17 protein-coding genes and 3 pseudogenes are annotated in these 17,406 nt (G+C 55.9%); 13 read left to right on the top strand and 7 right to left on the bottom strand.

The features are described 5' to 3' along the window. The first annotated feature begins 130 nt into the window (after positions 1 to 130). From HGP12_RS27515 to HGP12_RS27480, 10 genes and pseudogenes are all read left to right on the top strand, one after another. The gene (locus HGP12_RS27515; RefSeq protein WP_168879830.1) at positions 131 to 1,420 is read left to right on the top strand and encodes a glycoside hydrolase family 30 protein; all 1,290 of its coding nucleotides are present in this window, start codon (positions 131 to 133) and stop codon (positions 1,418 to 1,420) included. Positions 1,421 to 1,487: 67 nt separating this feature from the next. Continuing rightward, the gene (locus tag HGP12_RS27510; RefSeq protein WP_168879829.1) at positions 1,488 to 2,756 is read left to right on the top strand and encodes an ABC transporter substrate-binding protein; all 1,269 of its coding nucleotides are present in this window, start codon (positions 1,488 to 1,490) and stop codon (positions 2,754 to 2,756) included. Between the two features lie 68 nt (positions 2,757 to 2,824). Further along, the gene (locus HGP12_RS27505; protein WP_205926670.1) at positions 2,825 to 3,730 is read left to right on the top strand and encodes a carbohydrate ABC transporter permease; all 906 of its coding nucleotides are present in this window, start codon (positions 2,825 to 2,827) and stop codon (positions 3,728 to 3,730) included. Further along, entirely contained in the window at positions 3,727 to 4,557 is an 831-nt protein-coding gene (locus HGP12_RS27500; RefSeq protein WP_168879828.1) for a carbohydrate ABC transporter permease, read from the top strand. Before HGP12_RS27505 ends, HGP12_RS27500 begins: the two co-directional genes overlap by 4 nt. Before the next feature lie 114 nt (positions 4,558 to 4,671). Further along, positions 4,672 to 5,010 (top strand): annotated as a pseudogene (locus tag HGP12_RS34905) (ABC transporter ATP-binding protein); the annotation flags it as partial. A 90-nt stretch (positions 5,011 to 5,100) separates the two neighbouring features. Then, positions 5,101 to 5,586 carry an ABC transporter ATP-binding protein gene (locus HGP12_RS34900; protein ID WP_409527237.1) on the top strand — a complete coding sequence of 162 codons (486 nt, stop codon included), beginning with the start codon at positions 5,101 to 5,103 and terminating at the stop codon, positions 5,584 to 5,586. Positions 5,587 to 5,940: 354 nt separating this feature from the next. Then, the gene (locus HGP12_RS27490) at positions 5,941 to 6,276 is read left to right on the top strand and encodes a hypothetical protein (RefSeq protein WP_312862948.1); all 336 of its coding nucleotides are present in this window, start codon (positions 5,941 to 5,943) and stop codon (positions 6,274 to 6,276) included. A 310-nt stretch (positions 6,277 to 6,586) separates the two neighbouring features. After that, a pseudogene (locus tag HGP12_RS34695) lies at positions 6,587 to 6,886 on the top strand (recombinase family protein); the annotation flags it as partial. Positions 6,887 to 6,924: 38 nt separating this feature from the next. Further along, positions 6,925 to 7,206, top strand: a complete 282-nt coding sequence (locus HGP12_RS34270; RefSeq protein WP_246703562.1) for a hypothetical protein — start codon at positions 6,925 to 6,927, stop codon at positions 7,204 to 7,206. Beyond that, positions 7,155 to 8,183, top strand: a complete 1,029-nt coding sequence (locus HGP12_RS27480; protein WP_246703561.1) for an MFS transporter — start codon at positions 7,155 to 7,157, stop codon at positions 8,181 to 8,183. The genes HGP12_RS34270 and HGP12_RS27480 overlap by 52 nt, the downstream gene beginning before the upstream one ends. Positions 8,184 to 8,446: 263 nt before the next feature. Here the strand turns inward: HGP12_RS27480 and HGP12_RS27475 are convergent, their stop codons facing one another. The 3 genes from HGP12_RS27475 to HGP12_RS27465 all read right to left on the bottom strand — a co-directional run bounded on the left by HGP12_RS27475 (position 8,447) and on the right by HGP12_RS27465 (position 10,673). Next, positions 8,447 to 8,644, bottom strand: coding sequence for a hypothetical protein (locus HGP12_RS27475; protein ID WP_168879825.1), 198 nt, complete (start codon positions 8,642 to 8,644; stop codon positions 8,447 to 8,449). 278 nt (positions 8,645 to 8,922) lie between these two features. After that, the gene (locus HGP12_RS27470; RefSeq protein WP_168879824.1) at positions 8,923 to 9,399 is read right to left on the bottom strand and encodes a DUF6998 domain-containing protein; all 477 of its coding nucleotides are present in this window, start codon (positions 9,397 to 9,399) and stop codon (positions 8,923 to 8,925) included. Positions 9,400 to 9,494: 95 nt separating this feature from the next. Beyond that, positions 9,495 to 10,673, bottom strand: a complete 1,179-nt coding sequence (locus HGP12_RS27465) for a serine hydrolase (protein ID WP_168879823.1) — start codon at positions 10,671 to 10,673, stop codon at positions 9,495 to 9,497. 299 nt (positions 10,674 to 10,972) lie between these two features. Here HGP12_RS27465 and HGP12_RS27460 point away from each other — a divergent pair, with 299 nt between their 5' ends. Together HGP12_RS27460 and HGP12_RS34260 are read left to right on the top strand one after the other, a co-directional pair. Then, positions 10,973 to 11,395, top strand: a complete 423-nt coding sequence (locus HGP12_RS27460) for a hypothetical protein (protein ID WP_168879822.1) — start codon at positions 10,973 to 10,975, stop codon at positions 11,393 to 11,395. A 606-nt stretch (positions 11,396 to 12,001) separates the two neighbouring features. Next, positions 12,002 to 12,201 (top strand): annotated as a pseudogene (locus tag HGP12_RS34260) (IS6 family transposase); the annotation flags it as partial. A gap of 125 nt (positions 12,202 to 12,326) precedes the next feature. Here the strand turns inward: HGP12_RS34260 and HGP12_RS27455 are convergent. From HGP12_RS27455 to HGP12_RS27440, 4 genes are all read right to left on the bottom strand, one after another. Continuing rightward, positions 12,327 to 13,421, bottom strand: a complete 1,095-nt coding sequence (locus HGP12_RS27455; protein WP_168879821.1) for an alpha/beta fold hydrolase — start codon at positions 13,419 to 13,421, stop codon at positions 12,327 to 12,329. A gap of 91 nt (positions 13,422 to 13,512) precedes the next feature. Beyond that, positions 13,513 to 14,364, bottom strand: a complete 852-nt coding sequence (locus HGP12_RS27450; RefSeq protein WP_168879820.1) for an MBL fold metallo-hydrolase — start codon at positions 14,362 to 14,364, stop codon at positions 13,513 to 13,515. Between the two features lie 50 nt (positions 14,365 to 14,414). After that, positions 14,415 to 14,762, bottom strand: a complete 348-nt coding sequence (locus HGP12_RS34895; RefSeq protein WP_409527232.1) for an SDR family oxidoreductase — start codon at positions 14,760 to 14,762, stop codon at positions 14,415 to 14,417. A 973-nt stretch (positions 14,763 to 15,735) separates the two neighbouring features. Further along, positions 15,736 to 16,209: a MarR family winged helix-turn-helix transcriptional regulator gene (locus HGP12_RS27440; RefSeq protein WP_168879818.1), complete on the bottom strand. Its 474-nt coding sequence runs from the start codon at positions 16,207 to 16,209 to the stop codon at positions 15,736 to 15,738. Between the two features lie 444 nt (positions 16,210 to 16,653). On the opposite strand from HGP12_RS27440, the gene HGP12_RS27435 reads away from it, so the two are divergent. Further along, entirely contained in the window at positions 16,654 to 17,403 is a 750-nt protein-coding gene (locus tag HGP12_RS27435) for a gluconate 2-dehydrogenase subunit 3 family protein (RefSeq protein ID WP_168879817.1), read from the top strand. The last annotated feature ends 3 nt before the right edge of the window (positions 17,404 to 17,406 follow it).

Below are 17,406 nucleotides of genomic sequence, written 5' to 3'. Positions count from 1 at the left end.
CCATTAAGGTCCTCTTTAGCGCTCGGATGGTGAGGACCAGCCGGGCTGGCAGGAGGAGACGAGCCGTAGGGTGGGGAGCGATCATAGACACCTTGGCGGCTTGCCCCCTTTCATGGAGAGCGGAGCAAAAATGCGTATCGTTGTGACGACCGAAGATAAACCCTGGAGCGATGTGTCCGGGAATTCTGAGAGATCTCAAAATGACCTCTGGGTGGGCGAAACGGTCTCATCGAACTTCAAGGGGTTCGGGGCATGCTTTAACGAGCTTGGATGGATCGCGCTGCAGAAGACCTCAAGCGAAGAACGCGACGAGATGCTGCGCTTGCTTTTCTCGCCGGAGGAAATGGCTTTTACCTATTGCCGTTTGCCCATCGGCGCGAATGACTATTCAGCCAGCTGGTACAGTTATAACGAGACAGACGGCGACTTCGATATGAGCGCCTTTTCGATTGCTCGCGACCACGAGGCGGTCATTCCCTACATCAAGGCTGCAAAAGCCATCAGAGGTTCTGAGCTCACGCTGTTTGCTTCGCCATGGAGCCCGCCGACGTGGATGAAGTTCCCACAGGCCTACAATCACGGCCATGTAATCTGGGAAGATCGTTACCTGAAAGCGTACGCAGATTACTTCGTCCGGTTTGTTGAAGCCTATGAAGCCGAAGGAATTTCTATCTCGGCTGTTCATCCGCAAAACGAGCCGGATTCAGATCAGAAGTTTCCGTCCTGCCGTTGGACGGGCGAACAGCTGCGTGACTTTCTGCGCGACTATCTCGCGCCCGCCATTAGCAGCGCCGGGCTCACGACAGAACTCTGGCTCGGCACGATCGAGCGGGGCGACATTCGCGGCGACTTCAACAAGTTTGTCCTACCGACGCTGGCGGATCCCGAAGCACGCGCGGTCATCAAGGGCGTAGGATTTCAATGGGCCGGCAAGCATTCGATCCGCCAGGCTCAGATGTCGGCGCCAGATCTTGAACTGATACAGACAGAAAACGAATGCGGCGACGGCGATAACAGCTGGGAATACGCCCATTACGTTTTCAATCTAGTCCGGCACTATCTCGATCACGGCGCCAGCGCCTATGTCTACTGGAATGCGGTGCTTGAACAGGGTGGGGTCAGCACCTGGGGATGGAAGCAGAACTCGATGGCGACCGTTGAACGGGACGGCACGCTGCAGAAACAGCCCGAATTCCACGTGATGCGCCATTTCGCGGGCTTCGTCAGGCCCGGCGCCACGGTCATACGGCCAAAGGGCCGGTGGGCGGGCAACGCGATCTATTTCCGAAACCCGGACGGCAAGGAAGTGGTGGTCATGAACAATCCAACGCCGGACGCGGTGAGAGTCACAGCGACCTGCGGCGGAGAGACGGCCACGCTCGATCTACCCGCTTATTCGTTCGCCACCCTAGCCGAATAAATGAAGGCATGCGGTTGGTCTGGCATCGCCACCGCAATTGCTCACCGCGATGCCGGAGGAGGAAGATATGGAGTTTAAATCCGTGAAAACCGCAACAGCGGTACTGATCGCCGTGGCGATGTGTGCGACGTCTGCCTATGCCGACACGACGATCAAGGTGCTGCGCTCAGAGCCTGGCAATGACGGCGAAAAGGCTTTGTACGCAAAACAGGTCTCCGCTTATGAGGCCAGCCATCCGGGCGTCCACGTGCAGTTCGAATATCTTTCCACCGAGGCTTTCAAGCAGAAGCTGCCGACACTCCTGCAGTCGGACGCGCGCCCAGATCTCTTCTACAGTTGGGGCGGAGGTGTCTTGGCCGACCAGGCAGCGGCCGGCTTCCTGAAAGATGTGACGAAAGACGTATCAGAAGATTGGGCTGCGCGCTATTCGCCGACCGGAGTGAATGCGTTCACGGTGAATGGTCAGATTGTTGGAGCCCCGATCAATGCGTCCGAGGTCGTATTCTGGACGAACCTCGACCTTGCAAAGAAAGCCGGCGTCGATGTTGCCGGCATCAAAACGTGGGCGGATTTTCTTGCAGCAGTCAAAAAGGCAAAAGACGCCGGTGTGACGCCGATCGTCGTCGGTGGCAAAGATAAGTGGCCGCTGCACTTCTACTATGGATATCTCGCCTTGCGGGAGGCAGGCGCCGAAGGCTTTAAGTCGGCTATTGCCAACAAGGGCGATGGGTTTGCTGCTCCGGCATTCGTGAAAGCCGCGGAAGATTTCAAGCAACTGATCGATCTCAAGCCTTTCCAGCCCGGCTTTATGGACACAACCTTCGAACAGGCGTCTGGAATGTTCGGCGACGGAAAAGGTCTCTTCCACCTGATGGGTGACTGGGACTACGGTTCAGCCAAGCAAGCCTCCGCCAGCGGGAAGGGCATCGAAGACTCTCATATGGCTGTTCTCCGCTTTCCGGCGGTCGACGGCGGGGCGGGCAATGCCGCCGACACGTTTGGCGGACTGAACGGATGGGCGGTGTCATCCACGGCCTCTCCTGAAGCAATTGATTTCCTGAAATTCGTCAACAGTCCGGAAAGCCTGTCGAAGGGCGCTGCTGCCGGCTACTACATTCCGGCAACCAAAAGTGCGGATACATCCATTACAAATCCGTTCTTCAAGGAAATGTCGCAGCATCTGTCTGCCGCGCCTTATCACCAGATCTTCCTCGATCAAGCGCTGGGCGCAGATGTCGGCGCGACATTCAATGACGTATCCGCAGACCTCGCTCAGGGCAACGTGACGCCCGAGGAAGCCGCGAAGACCATCCAGGACGCGTGGTCCATGCGATAGTCCCGTTCGGCGGATCCATCCACGATCCGCCGACTGGCACCATCATATCCTCTTTCTGGAAGTCCGATATGCCCAAAGGTGTACCTTCGAAAGCGCGCAGTTGGCGCCTGGATGGCCGCGTGACAGCAGTTTTACTGATGTTGCCGCCAGCACTCATACTCTTCACGCTGTTTGTCATTCTGCCGCTTCTGGATGCCGGTTACTATAGCCTCTTCAAGTGGAATGGCTATGGCGCTCCGACAGACTTCGTCGGTTTGGAGAATTACGCCCAGGTCCTCAATCACGACATCTTTTGGAAGTCGGTTGGCAATTCCGGCATCGTTTTGATTGTCTCCCTGTTGGTGCAGATGCCGCTCGCATTGCTTCTGGCACTGCTCGTCTATCGTCAAACGCCAGCAAACTCGGCGTTCCGGCTGATATTCTTTCTTCCCTATATCCTTGCAGAAATCGCATCAGGTTTGATCTGGAGTTTCGTGTTTGACGGCAATACCGGCGTCGCGGCCGGCATCGCGAACGCCCTCGGTCTTGAGCCATTTTTCATCCTGGCAGACAAGCAGTGGGCGTTCTTCGCCATCACGATCGTCGTCGTCTGGAAGTACTTCGGCTTTCATATGATGATTTACGTCGCTGCGTTGCAAAGCGTACCCGAGGAGATGATCGAAGCGGCTCGCATCGAAGGCGCCCGCCGCTGGGCGGTGGTCCGCCACGTTTTGATCCCACAGATCAAGCCCGCCTTGCTCGTCTCCGGCTTTTTTGCTGTCGTCGGCTCGCTACAGCTCTTCGACGTGGTGATCCCTTTGACGAACGGTGGTCCGTCGAACAGCACCCACACGATCGTCACCTATCTCTACGCGTTCGGCTTGACCCGGTTGAAAGTCGGGTTCGGAAGCGCCGTTGGCGTGCTGCTTTTCCTTGCGGCGATGGGCGTCGCGATTGCCTACCAACGCTACCTTAATAAGGAATCCGCGCGATGAAGAGTTCGGTATTCTTCGCCAGTCTCGCTCGTGCCGTAACCCTCATGCTGATGAGCGCATTCGTCCTCGGGCCTATGCTGGTGACGGTTCTAGGCGGGTTCAAAAGCGCAGGCGAATTGCGCTCCAACCCATTCGGACTTCCCGATGAATGGCAGGCTGGTTTCTTTCTTTCCATCCTAGAAGACTGGAGCTTCTGGCGGTTCCTGGGCAATTCGCTCTTCGTCTCGTTGGTGACCGTCGTTCTCACGTTGATCGTGGCGGCAGCAGCAGCCTATGTCTTTGCGCAGATCCGGTTTTTCGGCGCTCGTTGGCTCCAGGCCTATTTGCTTCTGGGTTTGGTATTCCCGTTTGCAACAGCGATCCTGCCGCTCTTCATCAAGGTCAGGGACCTTGGGTTGTTGGACAGCTACTGGGCCGTGATCCTACCGCAGACAGCCTTTGGCCTGTCTCTGTCTATCCTTCTGTTCAAAACATTCTTTGAGCAATTGCCGAAGGAATTGTTCGAGGCAGCCTGGGTGGAAGGATGTGGTTATGCTCGTTTCTTCTGGCAGTTCACACTGCCGCTATCCACGCCAATCCTGGCCACCGTCGGTACGTTCGTTTTTGTTTCGAGCTGGAATAACTTTCTCTTGCCGCTGGTCGTGCTGAATTCGCGAGAGCTTTACACATGGCCGCTGGGAATGATGCAGTTTCGCGGCGAGTACGTTGTGGAATGGAATAGGACGCTCGCGTTCATCACGCTGACAATCCTACCGTCCATCGCTTTTTTCCTGGCTGCTCAAAAATATATCGTCGCAGGTTTGACCGGCGGCGCCGTCAAAGGCTGAGCCGCAAACTCGAAGTTAAGGACCTCTATCATGGCTGAAGTGCAGCTCAATTCGCTTAACAAAACATTCGGTGCCATGGAGATCATCCCGAACCTGTCTCTTACAATTCCCGACGGCTCGTTTACCGTATTGGTCGGCCCGTCAGGATGCGGAAAATCGACTTTGCTTCGCATGATCGCGGGCCTTGAGGCACCCACGCAAGGCGTTATCCAGATCGGTGGACGCGACGTGACACAAAGCGAGCCTTCGGAGCGTGGGATTTCTATGGTTTTTCAATCATACGCGCTCTTTCCACATATGACTGTGCGGCAGAACATCGACTTCGGCCTTCGGCTCGCCAAGATGCCGGAAGCAGAACGCAACGAACGGGTAGCGAAGGCTGCCGACATCCTTCACCTGAATGCGATTCTCGACCGCAAGCCAGCGGCGCTGTCAGGAGGGCAAAGGCAGCGTGTGGCGATCGGCCGATCCATTGTACGCGAGCCGGAGGTATTCCTGTTCGATGAGCCACTCTCGAACCTCGACGCAGCATTGCGGAGCCAGATGCGTGTGGAGCTTGCAGAACTGCATTCACGTTTGACTGCTACGATGGTCTACGTGACACACGATCAGGTCGAGGCGATGACCTTGGCCGACCAGATCGTTGTCCTGAATGCCGGACGCATCGAGCAGGTGGGAAGCCCCCAAGAGCTTTATGAAAAGCCAAAAACCGTTTTTGTCGCAACCTTTATTGGATCGCCGAAGATGAACTTACTTTCCGGAAAAACCGCTGAGGAGCGAGGCGCCACTACCTTTGGAATACGCCCGGAACATATCTCGATCACAGAGGAAGGAGGCTGGGCCGCCACCGTAAAGGCTGTCGAATACCTGGGCAATGAAACCATACTGTATCTGAATAGCGACGTCGGCGACCTTACTGTTCGGCTTAACGGAAAACCCAATTTCAACACAGGCAGTGGCCTACGTGTCAAAGCCGATCCGATGCAAGTGCATCTGTTCGACGCGGACGGCCGTCGCCTGACCACATGAAGGACGCCCAAGTCGCAATTTTCGTTCGAGTTGTCTCTGCTAGGGTTCGATTGTGCGTATTCAGCTCAGGAGAATCCGTTTTTGGACATCCCATCAGTAGGTAGCTTATGTTCCATAAATCGTTGTTGTCCCAAACGCGATTTAGTGAGCGGCCAGTTCGAATTGGCTTAAGAACAACGGGGGTCCTGAACCCGGTTGCTGCGGATCATATTCCTTGACGCGATGCGGGCTGCGCTCCCGCTTTTTTACAGGAGATCCGACAGGGACGCGATCACGTAACGCCCCGCTGTGATTTGGAGATAGCTTTGCAGCCAGACCACAACGAGACCGAAGGAGCAGGAGGCGTATAAAGTGGTGCCTGACGAAACGGCGGACTTGTTGCTGGCTCTGCTCTTTGCCGTCAGAAACATTGTCGAGAGTGGAGCGCACGACAAGCGGCGCATAGCAAAGGCCTATCGTGACGCGCGTTCACTGATAGAAGCGACAGATCGTGATCGCGGTTCGGCGCGCCCGGGTATCGCTGCATGCCTGAAGCAGTTCAACATTTGTAAGAGCGCCGGTGACGCGGCCTCGGCGGGTTGGATGCTGGCCACGATCCAGGAGCGGGTGGCCGAGCGTGATCTTTACGGTTGGCGCAGGCTCGGGGAAATCGCCGATGCAGCGGTACGTGAATTGCTCCTGGCCGAATAGACGTCGCTGCACTGAGCTGCTGCCCCCGCTACGGCACCTCCGGCCGATCGACCAATTCTCCTTCCTTGGTGACGATTGTCGACGCATTGGACTTCCGGGACGTGGCGGCCAGCGCGTTATCTGGCAACCGTCGGGCCAGATCGACCACAGCAATCCCTTGAACAAAACGAGCGCTGGCCAGGCAGGCTCACCTTTGGCGGTGCTGAAGATACCCGCAAGACCTTGATCGATTAGGATCCGGTCGACTGTCTTCAAGAGGGCGCGGACATGCCAAGTGTCAGGAGAGTTCGTGGAAAAAACTGAACGGCAAAGCCTTGAAGAGAAGATCGACACCTCGTCGGCCGCCGGTGAGCTGATCTTTCACGTGTTCGGTGCCATTGCCCACTTCGAACGCTGGCTGATTTCGGAACGGACGAAGGACGGTATCGTCGCGGCGAGAGCCAAGGGCAAGCGCCCCGGTCGCCAGCCCCTCGACATGAAAAAGATAGACGCGGCGATCAAACTCGTCGAAGCTAAGACATCCCCGACCGACGCCGCCAAACAGCTTGGCTTCGGTCGCTCAACTGTCTATCGGGAATTAGGCCGTCTCGGCATTCAGAGAACTGCCTAATACTTGCATTGCGTTCAACTCGGACATCTCGAGCACACTTGATTGATGTTCAAAAATCCAACCATCATCAGCAGGTCACGATGGAACAGCACAACTCATACCGAGTTCTCACCAAAATTCCCGGTCTGACACCTCTCATTGTCGCTGCTACCCTCTCGCGTCTGGCCGGACGCATGTTCATTCTCACGTTGGTGCTGTTCGTGCTGGCGCGGTTCTCGTCACCGGCGTTGGCCGGCTGGCTGACCTTCGCGGCAATCGTGCCGGCCTGTTGGTTAGTCCGATCGCAGGTGTTCTGCTTGATCGCGTCGGACCGACGATAGCCGTCAGGATCGACATGATCGCCAGCGCCATATTCATTGCCGCAATCAGTATCGTGAGCTGGCTCGACTGGATGACGCCACCGGTCCTGTTCTTTCTGGTGATATTGTTTTCCCTCGCCGGTCCGCTGGGGGCGGCTGGCACCCGTACCCTGTTGCCTCGATTGGTTCCGTCTCACGCACTCGATCGAGCAAATGCGCTGGATACGGCAGTCTATGCCGTCGTTGATGTCGTCGGGCCCGCAATGGCCGGCATCATTGTCGCGTGGCCTGGTCCTGAAAGTGCGATGTCCGTGATTGCCTTCATTTATGCAGGCGCGGCAATATGCATGTCCCTCGTACCGCTCCTTCCAGGTCTGGCATCAAGGCAGGCGTCGTTCATGCAACAGACGTGGGAAGGTATCAAGATCGTGGCTCGGCAGCCGACACTGCGCGGCCTTGCCATTTCCTATTCGATGTATCAGATCACCTGGGGCGTTCTCTATGTCGTCGTTCCCGTTTTTGTCGCCAACCATTACGACACTTCCATCGGGAGTTCGGTGACGGGCTTCCTATGGGCTGCGATGGGCATTGCCGGCGGGATTGGCGCGCTATTTGCAGGGCACCTGCGGACGACCGGTCGCGAGCGTCACATTATGGCCATCGGAATGGTAATTACGGCTTTAGCGGCATGGCCCGTGGCAGCTGAGTTTGGGTTTGGCGGGCTGGCGATCGGCCTTATGCTAGCCGGCGTCATGTCCGGTCCGATCGATGTTGCTCTTTTGACGCTTCGCCAGCGTCGAACCGATCCGCAACAGCTCGGCCGCGTCATGTCGATTTCGATGAGCCTGAACCTGGCCGGCTTCCCTCTCGGTTCCGCCTTGGCCGGCATGGTGATCACGTCATCGCTATCAACGACATTCGTTATGGCTGGTATCGCTTCTGTCGTTGCGGCCATCGCAACGATATCGATCCCCTCAGACACCAAGGTCGTTGCCTGATCAAGCGTTGTTCAGCGGGAAACCAACGCGATGCCCTCTAGAAGCTAATGGCCAGGCTGTTATCCTTGAGGACACGGTGCATTTCCGCAAAGGCCGGGACAAGCCAGGAAGCGTCCGCATCATTGGCGATGGTGCGTCCGCTGCGATCGCGGTAGCGAACCAGATTCGGGGATCGGTAAGGATGAAATGCACCGGCCCGCCCGGAAGACGCTGCATCAAGGTGATGCAGTCGTCCCACAGGATTGTGTTGCGGGCCGGAACCATTACTGGTCGCCCCGTTCGGCCTTGGGCTTGCGGACGGTAAGGCGACCGGTGAGGGAAAGGGCGGTCAAGGTGATGTTCCTTCCTTCCCCGTCTCGGTGGCTCCAGGACGATCCGATTTTCGTCCAGTGCGCCTTGTCGCCTTCTCCCTCGACTACGTAGACGGCGTAATCGGGTTTGCTGGGTTTGGTCTGTTTCATGGTGGGTTTCTCCCGTTGGTTATCCGGCTGCTTCCATCGCTGCCGGTGGGGGGATTTCAGCGCCTAGACTCTGAATTTGTGGCCGGAGGCAACGGCAACACGGGAGCGCAGCGAATGGAGTGGGCAGCCGATTGCCGGCGGCAGAGACTGGACGCATACCCCGACCGTTCCGGCCGCGTGATGCAGGTGAACATGGGAGAAATCTTGAAACAGCCAATCACAAGCTCGTGGCCGCCTACGAACGTGCGGGAGCGTACAGGGCCAAGGACAGAAGACCGTCAGCCTATCGGCCACACCTTGAAGGCAAGGCGTTTGAACTCACGGACGCCGCGCGCACCGCGCTCACGAGCCTTCGACCCCGGCAAGGCAAGTCGCTTCGCGACGACCGTATAGGGCGCCTGCCAGATTTCACGGAGATCCGAGGTGGCATTGTCGAGCAATACCAGCAAAACGGTGTCGCAGGCTGCGGCCTGTTTGATCTGCCCGAGACGCTGGCCCGGCTTGGCGTCCGCGCCGAATGCTCGCCCCTTGATCTGGATACGCTCCTCGTGGTCATTGCCGTCCCGTCGAATGGCGTCGTAACCCGCAGTGCGCGCGGGCACAAGTTCGAGGCCGAGGGCTTCAGCTGTGACCGCTTCGGCGACCTCGCTGGTGACGCCGAGGGGCTTTCCGGTCAGGTGGTAGTATTCCGCGGTTAGCGGCTTGATAGTGGTGAGAATCTCTCTGACCCGGCGTGCTGCTTCCGTTTCCGTCATTGGTCTGCACTCCAGGTCTGGCGTTGTTCTGTCGCAGCAATAGCTCGCGTTTTCGAGCCGGAGAATCGGATCTGTCGCGGAGCCCAGTCTATCGCTTATCCGGGGCTGGTTCCAGCAACCCGAAGAAGGTCTGCGAACAGCGGCGCTATTTGGTCCTCCGCTTGCGGTGCGTTACCATTTGCCGTGACGACGACGCAGACTTTATGCCCTTGCCGCGTTGTCCCGATAGCAGAGAGGTTAAGGACGCCATATTCGGAGCCACCTTTGTAGCCGATATGCTGCCAATCCATGCCTTCGAACAGTGGCTGTGACGAATCATCGAGAGCTGGGGTTCTTTCAAGCTCCCCGAGCAATTCGCATATTTCTCTCGCCGTGAGATACCATTCGACATCCTGCCAGGTGGCGAACCTTGCGATTCTATTAACCTCAGGAAGGCGTTCTGAGTTCAGGCTGGAAAGGATTTTACGGCGTTCTTGCAGTTCTCCTGCCTTGTATTGCGCTCGGATATCTCCCGCGCCAGGAGCAATGAGTTGGAACAGCTCCCTCGTCGTCATGAACGGTACGTTCCTTGGGGAAATTGTCTCTAATTTGTCCCGACCCAGAATGCGTAACAACGCATCCGTCGCCGTATTGTCGCTGATTTTGATCATCAATTGAGCCAAAACTTCCAGCGTAACCGGTGTTCCGGGCGAAAGAACCTGAAGTGTTCCGGAAGGCAGCGAACGATCATGGTCCTCGAGCATTACGACCTGGTCACGTTTGATGTCTCCGGCCTTTACAGCATCCTCATAAGCTTTGAGAATGATCAGCTTGAAAGCGGAACCGACGGCCAGTGGCTTTTCGCTTTTTTCATCCAGCACCGGTTTGCCATCGACGGTGACAAAAACCGATATTACTCCGGCGGCGACACCCTTCAGCTTTTGAACCAGATCCTCAAGGGAGAGGTTTTCCAACTGGGGCGACCCAACCCAAAGCATCTCGATCCGCTCTCCCTTGTCGAACCCGATGCGGACCGGTACGCGCGCGTTTTCAAACTGCAAAAAGCCGCTTCCGTCATTAACCTGTACACCTTTTAGCGGTCCAAGCGCGCCTTTTATCCGACTGATGATCTGCTCGACGTGCGCTGACGAAACTTGTTTCAAAAACTCGGGGCTGAACCAGTCCGGATCTATAGCCCCTGCATCAAACAACAGCCGGAGCTTCGTCATATCCTCACCTCTCTGTTGGGCAATCGCCAAGGAACATGGCACGACGATCTTTTCAGCAGCGAACATATGTGGGATCGGCCGAAATATCAGCTCACCGATGACTATCCTGGAAATACACCACTATATGCCGACACACCAAGTTCAACTATTAGAGGCGGTAACCAGTGCCGAACTTATGAACCAGATGGCTATGCCCTTAGAGATAGAGATACGCCGCATCCATACAAAAAGGTATCGGAAGCGAAGATCATGTGCATGATTGGACCGGCCGTAGCCACGAGGACCGTGGACCTGGGAAGAGCGCCCCAAGACGGTGATCCACCGATTCCTCACGGTGTAAACAGGTGAGGATTAGGAGTACGATAATGAGAGAAATTGCGTGGAAAAATGCCGACGGAATGCTTCTTGGGGCCAGAGTCCACGATGCCAGATTAATTTCGTTGGAGTTTGCGAATCGTCACTATCTACTTTTAACTTTCAGAAGGGTTGATGGAACGGCAGTGAAACTTTCGTACGAGGGTGTTCAAGAAATTTGCTTAGGGCAAATTTGGAATGACTCGATAGTCAACGATATTTTCATTTGGGACGTTGGTAACGTACCGCCTTCGCAGATGGTAGATGTTGGTTGGAACGCTTTGTTTCAGGGCAGGGCAGGGTCTCAATACTTCAAGGAAAATATAAGGAACATAATGGATCGGGATACGTCGCAGTTTTTGTCTGTAATTGGCTTCGTCCACGGTACATCGACGGCGGTGGTTTGCAAAACCCTGCATATCGCAGAATTTTGACCAATCAGCACTTGATCTCATGAGGCGGCGTGAATCAACCTTCCAGTGCTGTTTGCCGGGAGTTCTGCCGCTCGGTCGGAAGGTGCGTAGTTCCTTCCCGGCCAGATGGGCTCGGCTTTATGCGCACCCATCAGGGAACCGTTCAATCACAGTGTCGAGCGAAACAGAAGAAATGTTCCGGCGTCTCTAGGCGATAGCGTTTTCCCTTTTTGAAACGAATGATTTACCGGCTGCAGTATCGCACCAGTCATCAAGTATCATTGGGAAATTGGCGTTATCGCCCTGACGCGATGTTGCTCGATTGGATTGAAGTTGGTCGACGCCGACATCACAGAGGAAGAGGAAGACGAGGGCGTCACGTTCGATCTTTACGGCGCTGACAAAGAGATCAATAGCTCTGAGTTTGAGCTTTTCGTATGGCCATCATGCAGGGCGAGATCATGCAACCGTCATGATAGCTCACAACGGAAATATAATTGCCCCCTACGAAGGGGGTTTTGAGATATTCCCGGATCGAGTTGAAGAACTAGATAGGCTGCGCGGTCTGTTCCCGACCGGGTTGTCGGACCGCTCCGGCAGCCGTCGCGCAGCACCGTCAGGTCTGATAACCGAGTGGAAAACTCTAATCGCCCGCTACGAAAACGCGCGAAATGCAAGGTTTCCTATTCGCCGGTAGCTTGCAGCGGTTCATCTCGACCTTCTCAGCACTACAAAATCTCTTCGTCACTCCGCACCACAAACGATCCGCGCTGGCTGCTTACATTCACCGAATCCGCCCGATGGCGCATCGAAAAGCCGTCACGGGGCGCGGTTGCATGAACTCAGTCAGCAGCAGGGCCGATTCTATCACCTCTCAACAACGCGATAACTCCGGGCTGGGCACTGTGAACCCGAGGCAGCCAAACCTGCCTTGGAACTAAATAAAGCCTATTTACTCGGCTCCCTTGAAGAAGAGGCTCAGGTGCTTTTCGGTGCGTTCAGGGCACTCAGAGGCGAGCCAGTGACCGCAACCAGCCATGCTTTCGCCACGGAGGTCGGTTGCAACCGTCTGCAGCTGCCGGCCTAAGAAATCCCCGGTGCTGATGACTCCGACAGTTGCCATTGCAGCTTCTGGTGTGCCTTCTCCGCCGAGCCACAATACCGGCATCTTAAGTTTGTTGCCTGACCCTAGCCAAGCCTTGTTCGCAGCGCCGTCCTGCTCGAAGGTGCGATAGTAATTAAACCCGGCTCGCATAGCCCCTGCTGCAGCGTAGGTGCGCATGAACTCTTGGATGTCCGCTTCGTCGAACCCGCGGGAATTATAGGTGGCGCCAGTCCAGAACAAGTCTAGGTAAAGGCGCTCACGGCCCTGTGTCAGCATCTCCGGAACATCCGGTACCTTATTGAAAGCAAAGTGCCACGGGGCAAGTGTATCGGCGTACGGCAGCCCCATCAGCGGGACGTCTAAAATCGCGAGCCGTTTCACCATATCCGGATGATTGCGTGCTATCGCAAAGGCAACCTGGCCGCCAAGGTCATGTCCGGCAACCGAGAAGCGCGTTAGGCCGAGCTGACTTGCAAGCTTGACGATATCTTCACCAATCTGATCTTTATCGTAACCAGCCTCGGGTCGACTTGAGTCTCCGAGCCCACGAGTATCGACGGCAATCACGTCAAAATCCTTCGCGAGGCCCGGCATGACTTTTTTCCATTCCCACCATGTTGCCGGCCAACCATGGAGCAGGATCAGCGGCTCGCCTTTTCCGCCGCGAACATAGTGGATCCGCACATCTCCAACTACTACCCGATGGTGGCTGAATTCACTGCCAGCAAGGCTAGGAGTTAGCGTATCCCCCCGTTCGGCATCGGTGGGTGGCATTGAATCCGAAGCTGGGGTTTGTGCTAAGGCCGGGACATTGGACAATGTGGCGAGTAATAATCCAAGCGCGAGAACTTTGTTCCATATATTTATCATCTCTGGTTCTCTTTCAGTCAGCATGAAGTGTTCGTTCGGCGTCCGCAATTCTGCGGCCGGAAAAAGCGTCATAAGCGATTATTCACTGTCAATGCTTTCGCTGTCTTGAATCTTGATCATGTCCGAATGCATCTCCGCTGCGAACTTGATGTCACGATCGCCGTCATGAACCGGTCCGAAAAGCCTCAAATCGATAATGATCAACCTCGCGGCGAACGTAACCTAGACCGGGGAACGGTAGATGAGAGGCAGCAATCAAATGACCTTCGTCTGCGGCCTGTTCGAAGGCATGGGCGCGAGCGATCGAAGCTGACGCCTGATCATAATCATACGTGATCGTAACGGATGGGTTGCGAAACTGAACTTTATCCCCGTGAACGATATCGCCGACGAAGACGATACTATTCTGTCCCGCATCGAACCTGATGGAGACGTGGCCAGGTGTGTGGCCTGCCCGCAAGCGCGAACTAAAGTCAGGCATAACTAGGCCGTTGTCATCGAACAAAGATACCCGGTCTTGGGTCGAGTAAGCATCAATAGTCGCGTGAGCAGTCGCAATCTGTCCCTTCAGCTTGTCACCGGCGCCAGGAGCGTAAAATACACCTTCCCCCAACCAAAACTCAGCTTCCGTCCGACCAATATGGAGCGTTGCATTGGTAAAAGCGGGGGTTCCGTCAGATATCAGCCCCCCCGTATGGTCTGGATGGATGTGGGTAAGAATGATGTCGGTTATGTCATGGGCGGCACAACCGAGGACTCCCAGAAAACCTTTCGTCTTGCCGTGATCCGGCCCGAAGAGGGAGCCGGAACCAGCGTCAATCATGATCCTCCGACTTCCTATTTCGACCAGGAAAGCATTCACAAATAGTTCACTCGGAGCGTCGCTAAAGAGTTCTGGAGTGGGATGTTCAGAGCCAAGGCGGTAAAGAGTTGCAACGGGCACCCCAAGAACGCCATCGCAAAAAGCTGTAATGCGAGTGTCGCCGAGAGAAAAGGAAAAAGGATCACTTGTCATGGGGCTATCCTAACGTGACGATTGCTGAGTGTTGTTAGTAAACATAGCCCTTAGCGGATCGCACATGTATCATCCCAGCCCGGCAGACTATCGGCCTGAGGAACAGCACCTTTGAAAGGCAGCGCCCCCCGACCCAAGGTAAACAGCCCAGAATCAGCTTTCCACTGATGGCTGGGCTCACAGGCACAGTCTATGCCACCAAACGGCCAGGATCCGCCGTCGATGGGCACCGACGCACCTGTGACGAAACTCGATGCATCGCGGACAAGCCAAAGCACAAATGCCGCGGTTTCTACTGGTTGTGCGCAGCGACCCATTGGTGGCGTTTCCGCATTGCTTGAAACTATGATGTAAATGCCTGTTCGCAGGAAACAGCCGAATCTATTTTTAATGCGCACAAAATCAACGTAAACTACGATAAAATGAATTCACTGCTCCATTAATAGCGCAATGCCTGCTCTCTAAGCCGAAACAATGCGACGGCCTGTCTAGTTTATTTCTCCGCCATCTGGCGCATTTCGCTTTCTGAATAGACATTTCGGCTCGAAGACCGTGACGTTTTTTAAAAGTAAGAGTCAGCGGTCACGATGGGACCGCGAGATATCTGCAACGATGAACAAGCCAAGACCGAACCCAGCTTCTCCATCCGTTCTGGTGCAATCCACTTTGAAAATGGGTTCTAAAACCCTTTTTTGAAGCGCTGCAGGGCATACGTATCCCACGATATGATGACATAGTAAGTACTCGGCGAGCTTCAGGCGCAGCAAGGTAAATCAGGTTTCCGTGCCTCGTCCGATCGGCGATAGGCGCGTATCGGCTGAGGATCAAAGACTTGATAGGCAATTGCGCGCTGCACGAGTTGGAATGTTCACAGATCTATTCCGATCACGGGCAATCTAGCGCCATGTTCGACCGCCCAGGCAATGACGCAGTCCTCCAAAAATTGAAGCTGGTGGTTTGGAGACGTGATCACCTAGGCCGCCCCCAGTCCCGGTTTAACCGCGGCAGTTTCCTTTCACGCCGCCATTGCCGGAGCTGGGTCTCGATAATCTTCCTGCCACGTCAGCATGGCCCATATTGTTCGAGCCGCCTTGTTCGCCGGTGCGATCGCCACCAGCATACGCGCCTTCTTCGCGGGCATCCGCGAAAGCCACGATCCTGGCGCCGGCGGTGCGCGATCCGCCCTGCGGATGTCGGCCAGACCCGCCTGCGACGCCCGGCCATGCCTTCTTCCCCCTAGAAGAGGACTGTCGTGGAACGAGCCCTTGCCAAGCGACAAAGTCACGACCGCATCGGAAGTTCTACATCGCTGGCGCAAGCTTCGACGGGTGAGTAGTCGATCTCTAGCTATGCCCGGGACAAATGCAGGGCTTATGGTCCTGCATCACCGGTGACTGGCGCGCGGCTCGAGTCATTCAGCGCGTCCCCGAGCTCTTTCAACAGCTTGAACAGCTTTTTGCTTTGCTCCTCCCCCAATGGCGCCGCGACACGCGCCTGGCTTCGGCGCGCCGCAACGACAAGCTTCTCAAGCATCGCTGCGCCGTCCGGCGTCGAATATAGAAGCCTGGCGCGCTTATCGACCGGACTGATCTCGCGCCTAATGAGATTGCGTTCCTCGAGGCGCTCCACACATTTGGTAACGGATGACCGATCGCAGGCGATGCGCTCACCGAGTGTGCTTTGGTCCAGACCGGACTGGAGGTGAATGAAGGCCAGCGCTGCGTACTGGGTCGGCGAGAAATCGAACTCCGCCGCTTCCTCCAGAAAAATGGCCGTCGCTATCTGCTGGCAGCGGCGGATGAGAAAACCTGGGGCTCCCAGGATCTCGTCGGTCGAAAGTTGCATTTGTAAAATCCTCCTCTTACGTTGACAACGATAGTGGAATAGCTGATTTTCAGCAATGAAACTAATTTTTCTATTGCAGGCGTTTTGATACGGTAAAATTCCATCGGACTTTCCTCCGGCAAGACACGCTGCTTCAGCCTTTGCCACTTGGGTTACGGGCCGAAAAGCGGCAGCGCGATCTTATGTCGTTCAAGATCAATTGTCGGCGCGTGCCTATAGCCGGTGATTGGCATCACGTGCAGTTGAAGTGTAGTTCGCAGTTAAAGGGAAAGGTGTGCGGCACCTGCAAACCAGCCTTGATATCCAAAGTCTCCCAACGCCTGCTTGTCGCGCGTTCGCCTTTTTCGCTGAGAATAACGCGGCAGCCGCATCTCTCCAGTCAAGGTCGAATCAGGCCGAAAGCGCCAGGCCCTCACCACATCGAACAACAATCGAGGTTCAGTCATGAGAACGATTACCAATGCCCGGCTCAGCCGCCGGCAGGTTCTTCTTTCGAGTGCCGCAGCGTTCATTGCCGTTGCAACCGGGCGTGCCAACGCTACCATCATTCGAGGCGCGGCACCCTTCAAACCCTTCGACTACAACCCGCCGGAAACGCTTGGGCCGGGCGGTTGGTATTTTTTCACGCCAGACGAAGCCGCAACCGTCGAGGCGCTGGTCTCCAGAATAATACCTGCCGACGAGTTGAGCGTCAGCGGTAAGGACGCCGGGTGCGCCGTTTTTATCGACCGCCAGCTGGCGGGCTCCTACGGCACCTCCGAACGCCTTTATATGAAAGGCCCGTTTCTGCAGGGGACGCCGGAACAGGGCGACCAGTCCGAACTTGCGCCGAGACAGCGTTATAGGATCGGGATTGCGGCGCTCAACGCATACTGTCGTTCCACCGTCGGCAAAGGCTTTGTGGAACTGCCCGGGGAACAGCAGGACAAAACGATTTCCGGGATCGAGAGTGGAGAGATCGCGCTCGACGGCATCGATTCGAAGATGTTCTTCGGCCAGTTGCTTGCCAACACCATGGAAGGTTTCTTCGCCGATCCGATCTACGGGGGGAACCGCGACATGGTTTCCTGGAAGATGATCGGTTTCCCCGGTGCTCGCTACGATTACCGCGACTACGTCGAACGCCACAACGAGAAATTTGACCTGCCGCCGCTCAGCATCGCTGGCCGGCCCGAATGGACAGCAAGGAACTAAGAT

Origin of the sequence: Rhizobium sp. P28RR-XV (assembly GCF_012641385.1) — a bacterium.
Lineage (GTDB): Bacteria > Pseudomonadota > Alphaproteobacteria > Rhizobiales > Rhizobiaceae > Rhizobium.
This window is presented reverse-complemented; position numbering and strand designations above follow the sequence as displayed.

What these genes read in the sequence shown, in the direction of transcription:
- HGP12_RS27440 (WP_168879818.1), bottom strand. Translation starts at nt 16,209, where the DNA reads ATGCAACTTTCGACCGACGAGATCCTGGGAGCCCCAGGTTTTCTCATC.
- HGP12_RS27505 (WP_205926670.1), top strand. Translation starts at nt 2,825, where the DNA reads ATGCCCAAAGGTGTACCTTCGAAAGCGCGCAGTTGGCGCCTGGATGGC.
- HGP12_RS34900 (WP_409527237.1), top strand. Translation starts at nt 5,101, where the DNA reads ATGCGTGTGGAGCTTGCAGAACTGCATTCACGTTTGACTGCTACGATG.
- HGP12_RS27450 (WP_168879820.1), bottom strand. Translation starts at nt 14,364, where the DNA reads ATGACAAGTGATCCTTTTTCCTTTTCTCTCGGCGACACTCGCATTACA.
- HGP12_RS27515 (WP_168879830.1), top strand. Translation starts at nt 131, where the DNA reads ATGCGTATCGTTGTGACGACCGAAGATAAACCCTGGAGCGATGTGTCC.
- HGP12_RS27460 (WP_168879822.1), top strand. Translation starts at nt 10,973, where the DNA reads ATGAGAGAAATTGCGTGGAAAAATGCCGACGGAATGCTTCTTGGGGCC.
- HGP12_RS27475 (WP_168879825.1), bottom strand. Translation starts at nt 8,644, where the DNA reads ATGAAACAGACCAAACCCAGCAAACCCGATTACGCCGTCTACGTAGTC.
- HGP12_RS27465 (WP_168879823.1), bottom strand. Translation starts at nt 10,673, where the DNA reads ATGTTCGCTGCTGAAAAGATCGTCGTGCCATGTTCCTTGGCGATTGCC.
- HGP12_RS27470 (WP_168879824.1), bottom strand. Translation starts at nt 9,399, where the DNA reads ATGACGGAAACGGAAGCAGCACGCCGGGTCAGAGAGATTCTCACCACT.
- HGP12_RS27455 (WP_168879821.1), bottom strand. Translation starts at nt 13,421, where the DNA reads ATGACGCTTTTTCCGGCCGCAGAATTGCGGACGCCGAACGAACACTTC.
- HGP12_RS27500 (WP_168879828.1), top strand. Translation starts at nt 3,727, where the DNA reads ATGAAGAGTTCGGTATTCTTCGCCAGTCTCGCTCGTGCCGTAACCCTC.
- HGP12_RS27435 (WP_168879817.1), top strand. Translation starts at nt 16,654, where the DNA reads ATGAGAACGATTACCAATGCCCGGCTCAGCCGCCGGCAGGTTCTTCTT.
- HGP12_RS27510 (WP_168879829.1), top strand. Translation starts at nt 1,488, where the DNA reads ATGGAGTTTAAATCCGTGAAAACCGCAACAGCGGTACTGATCGCCGTG.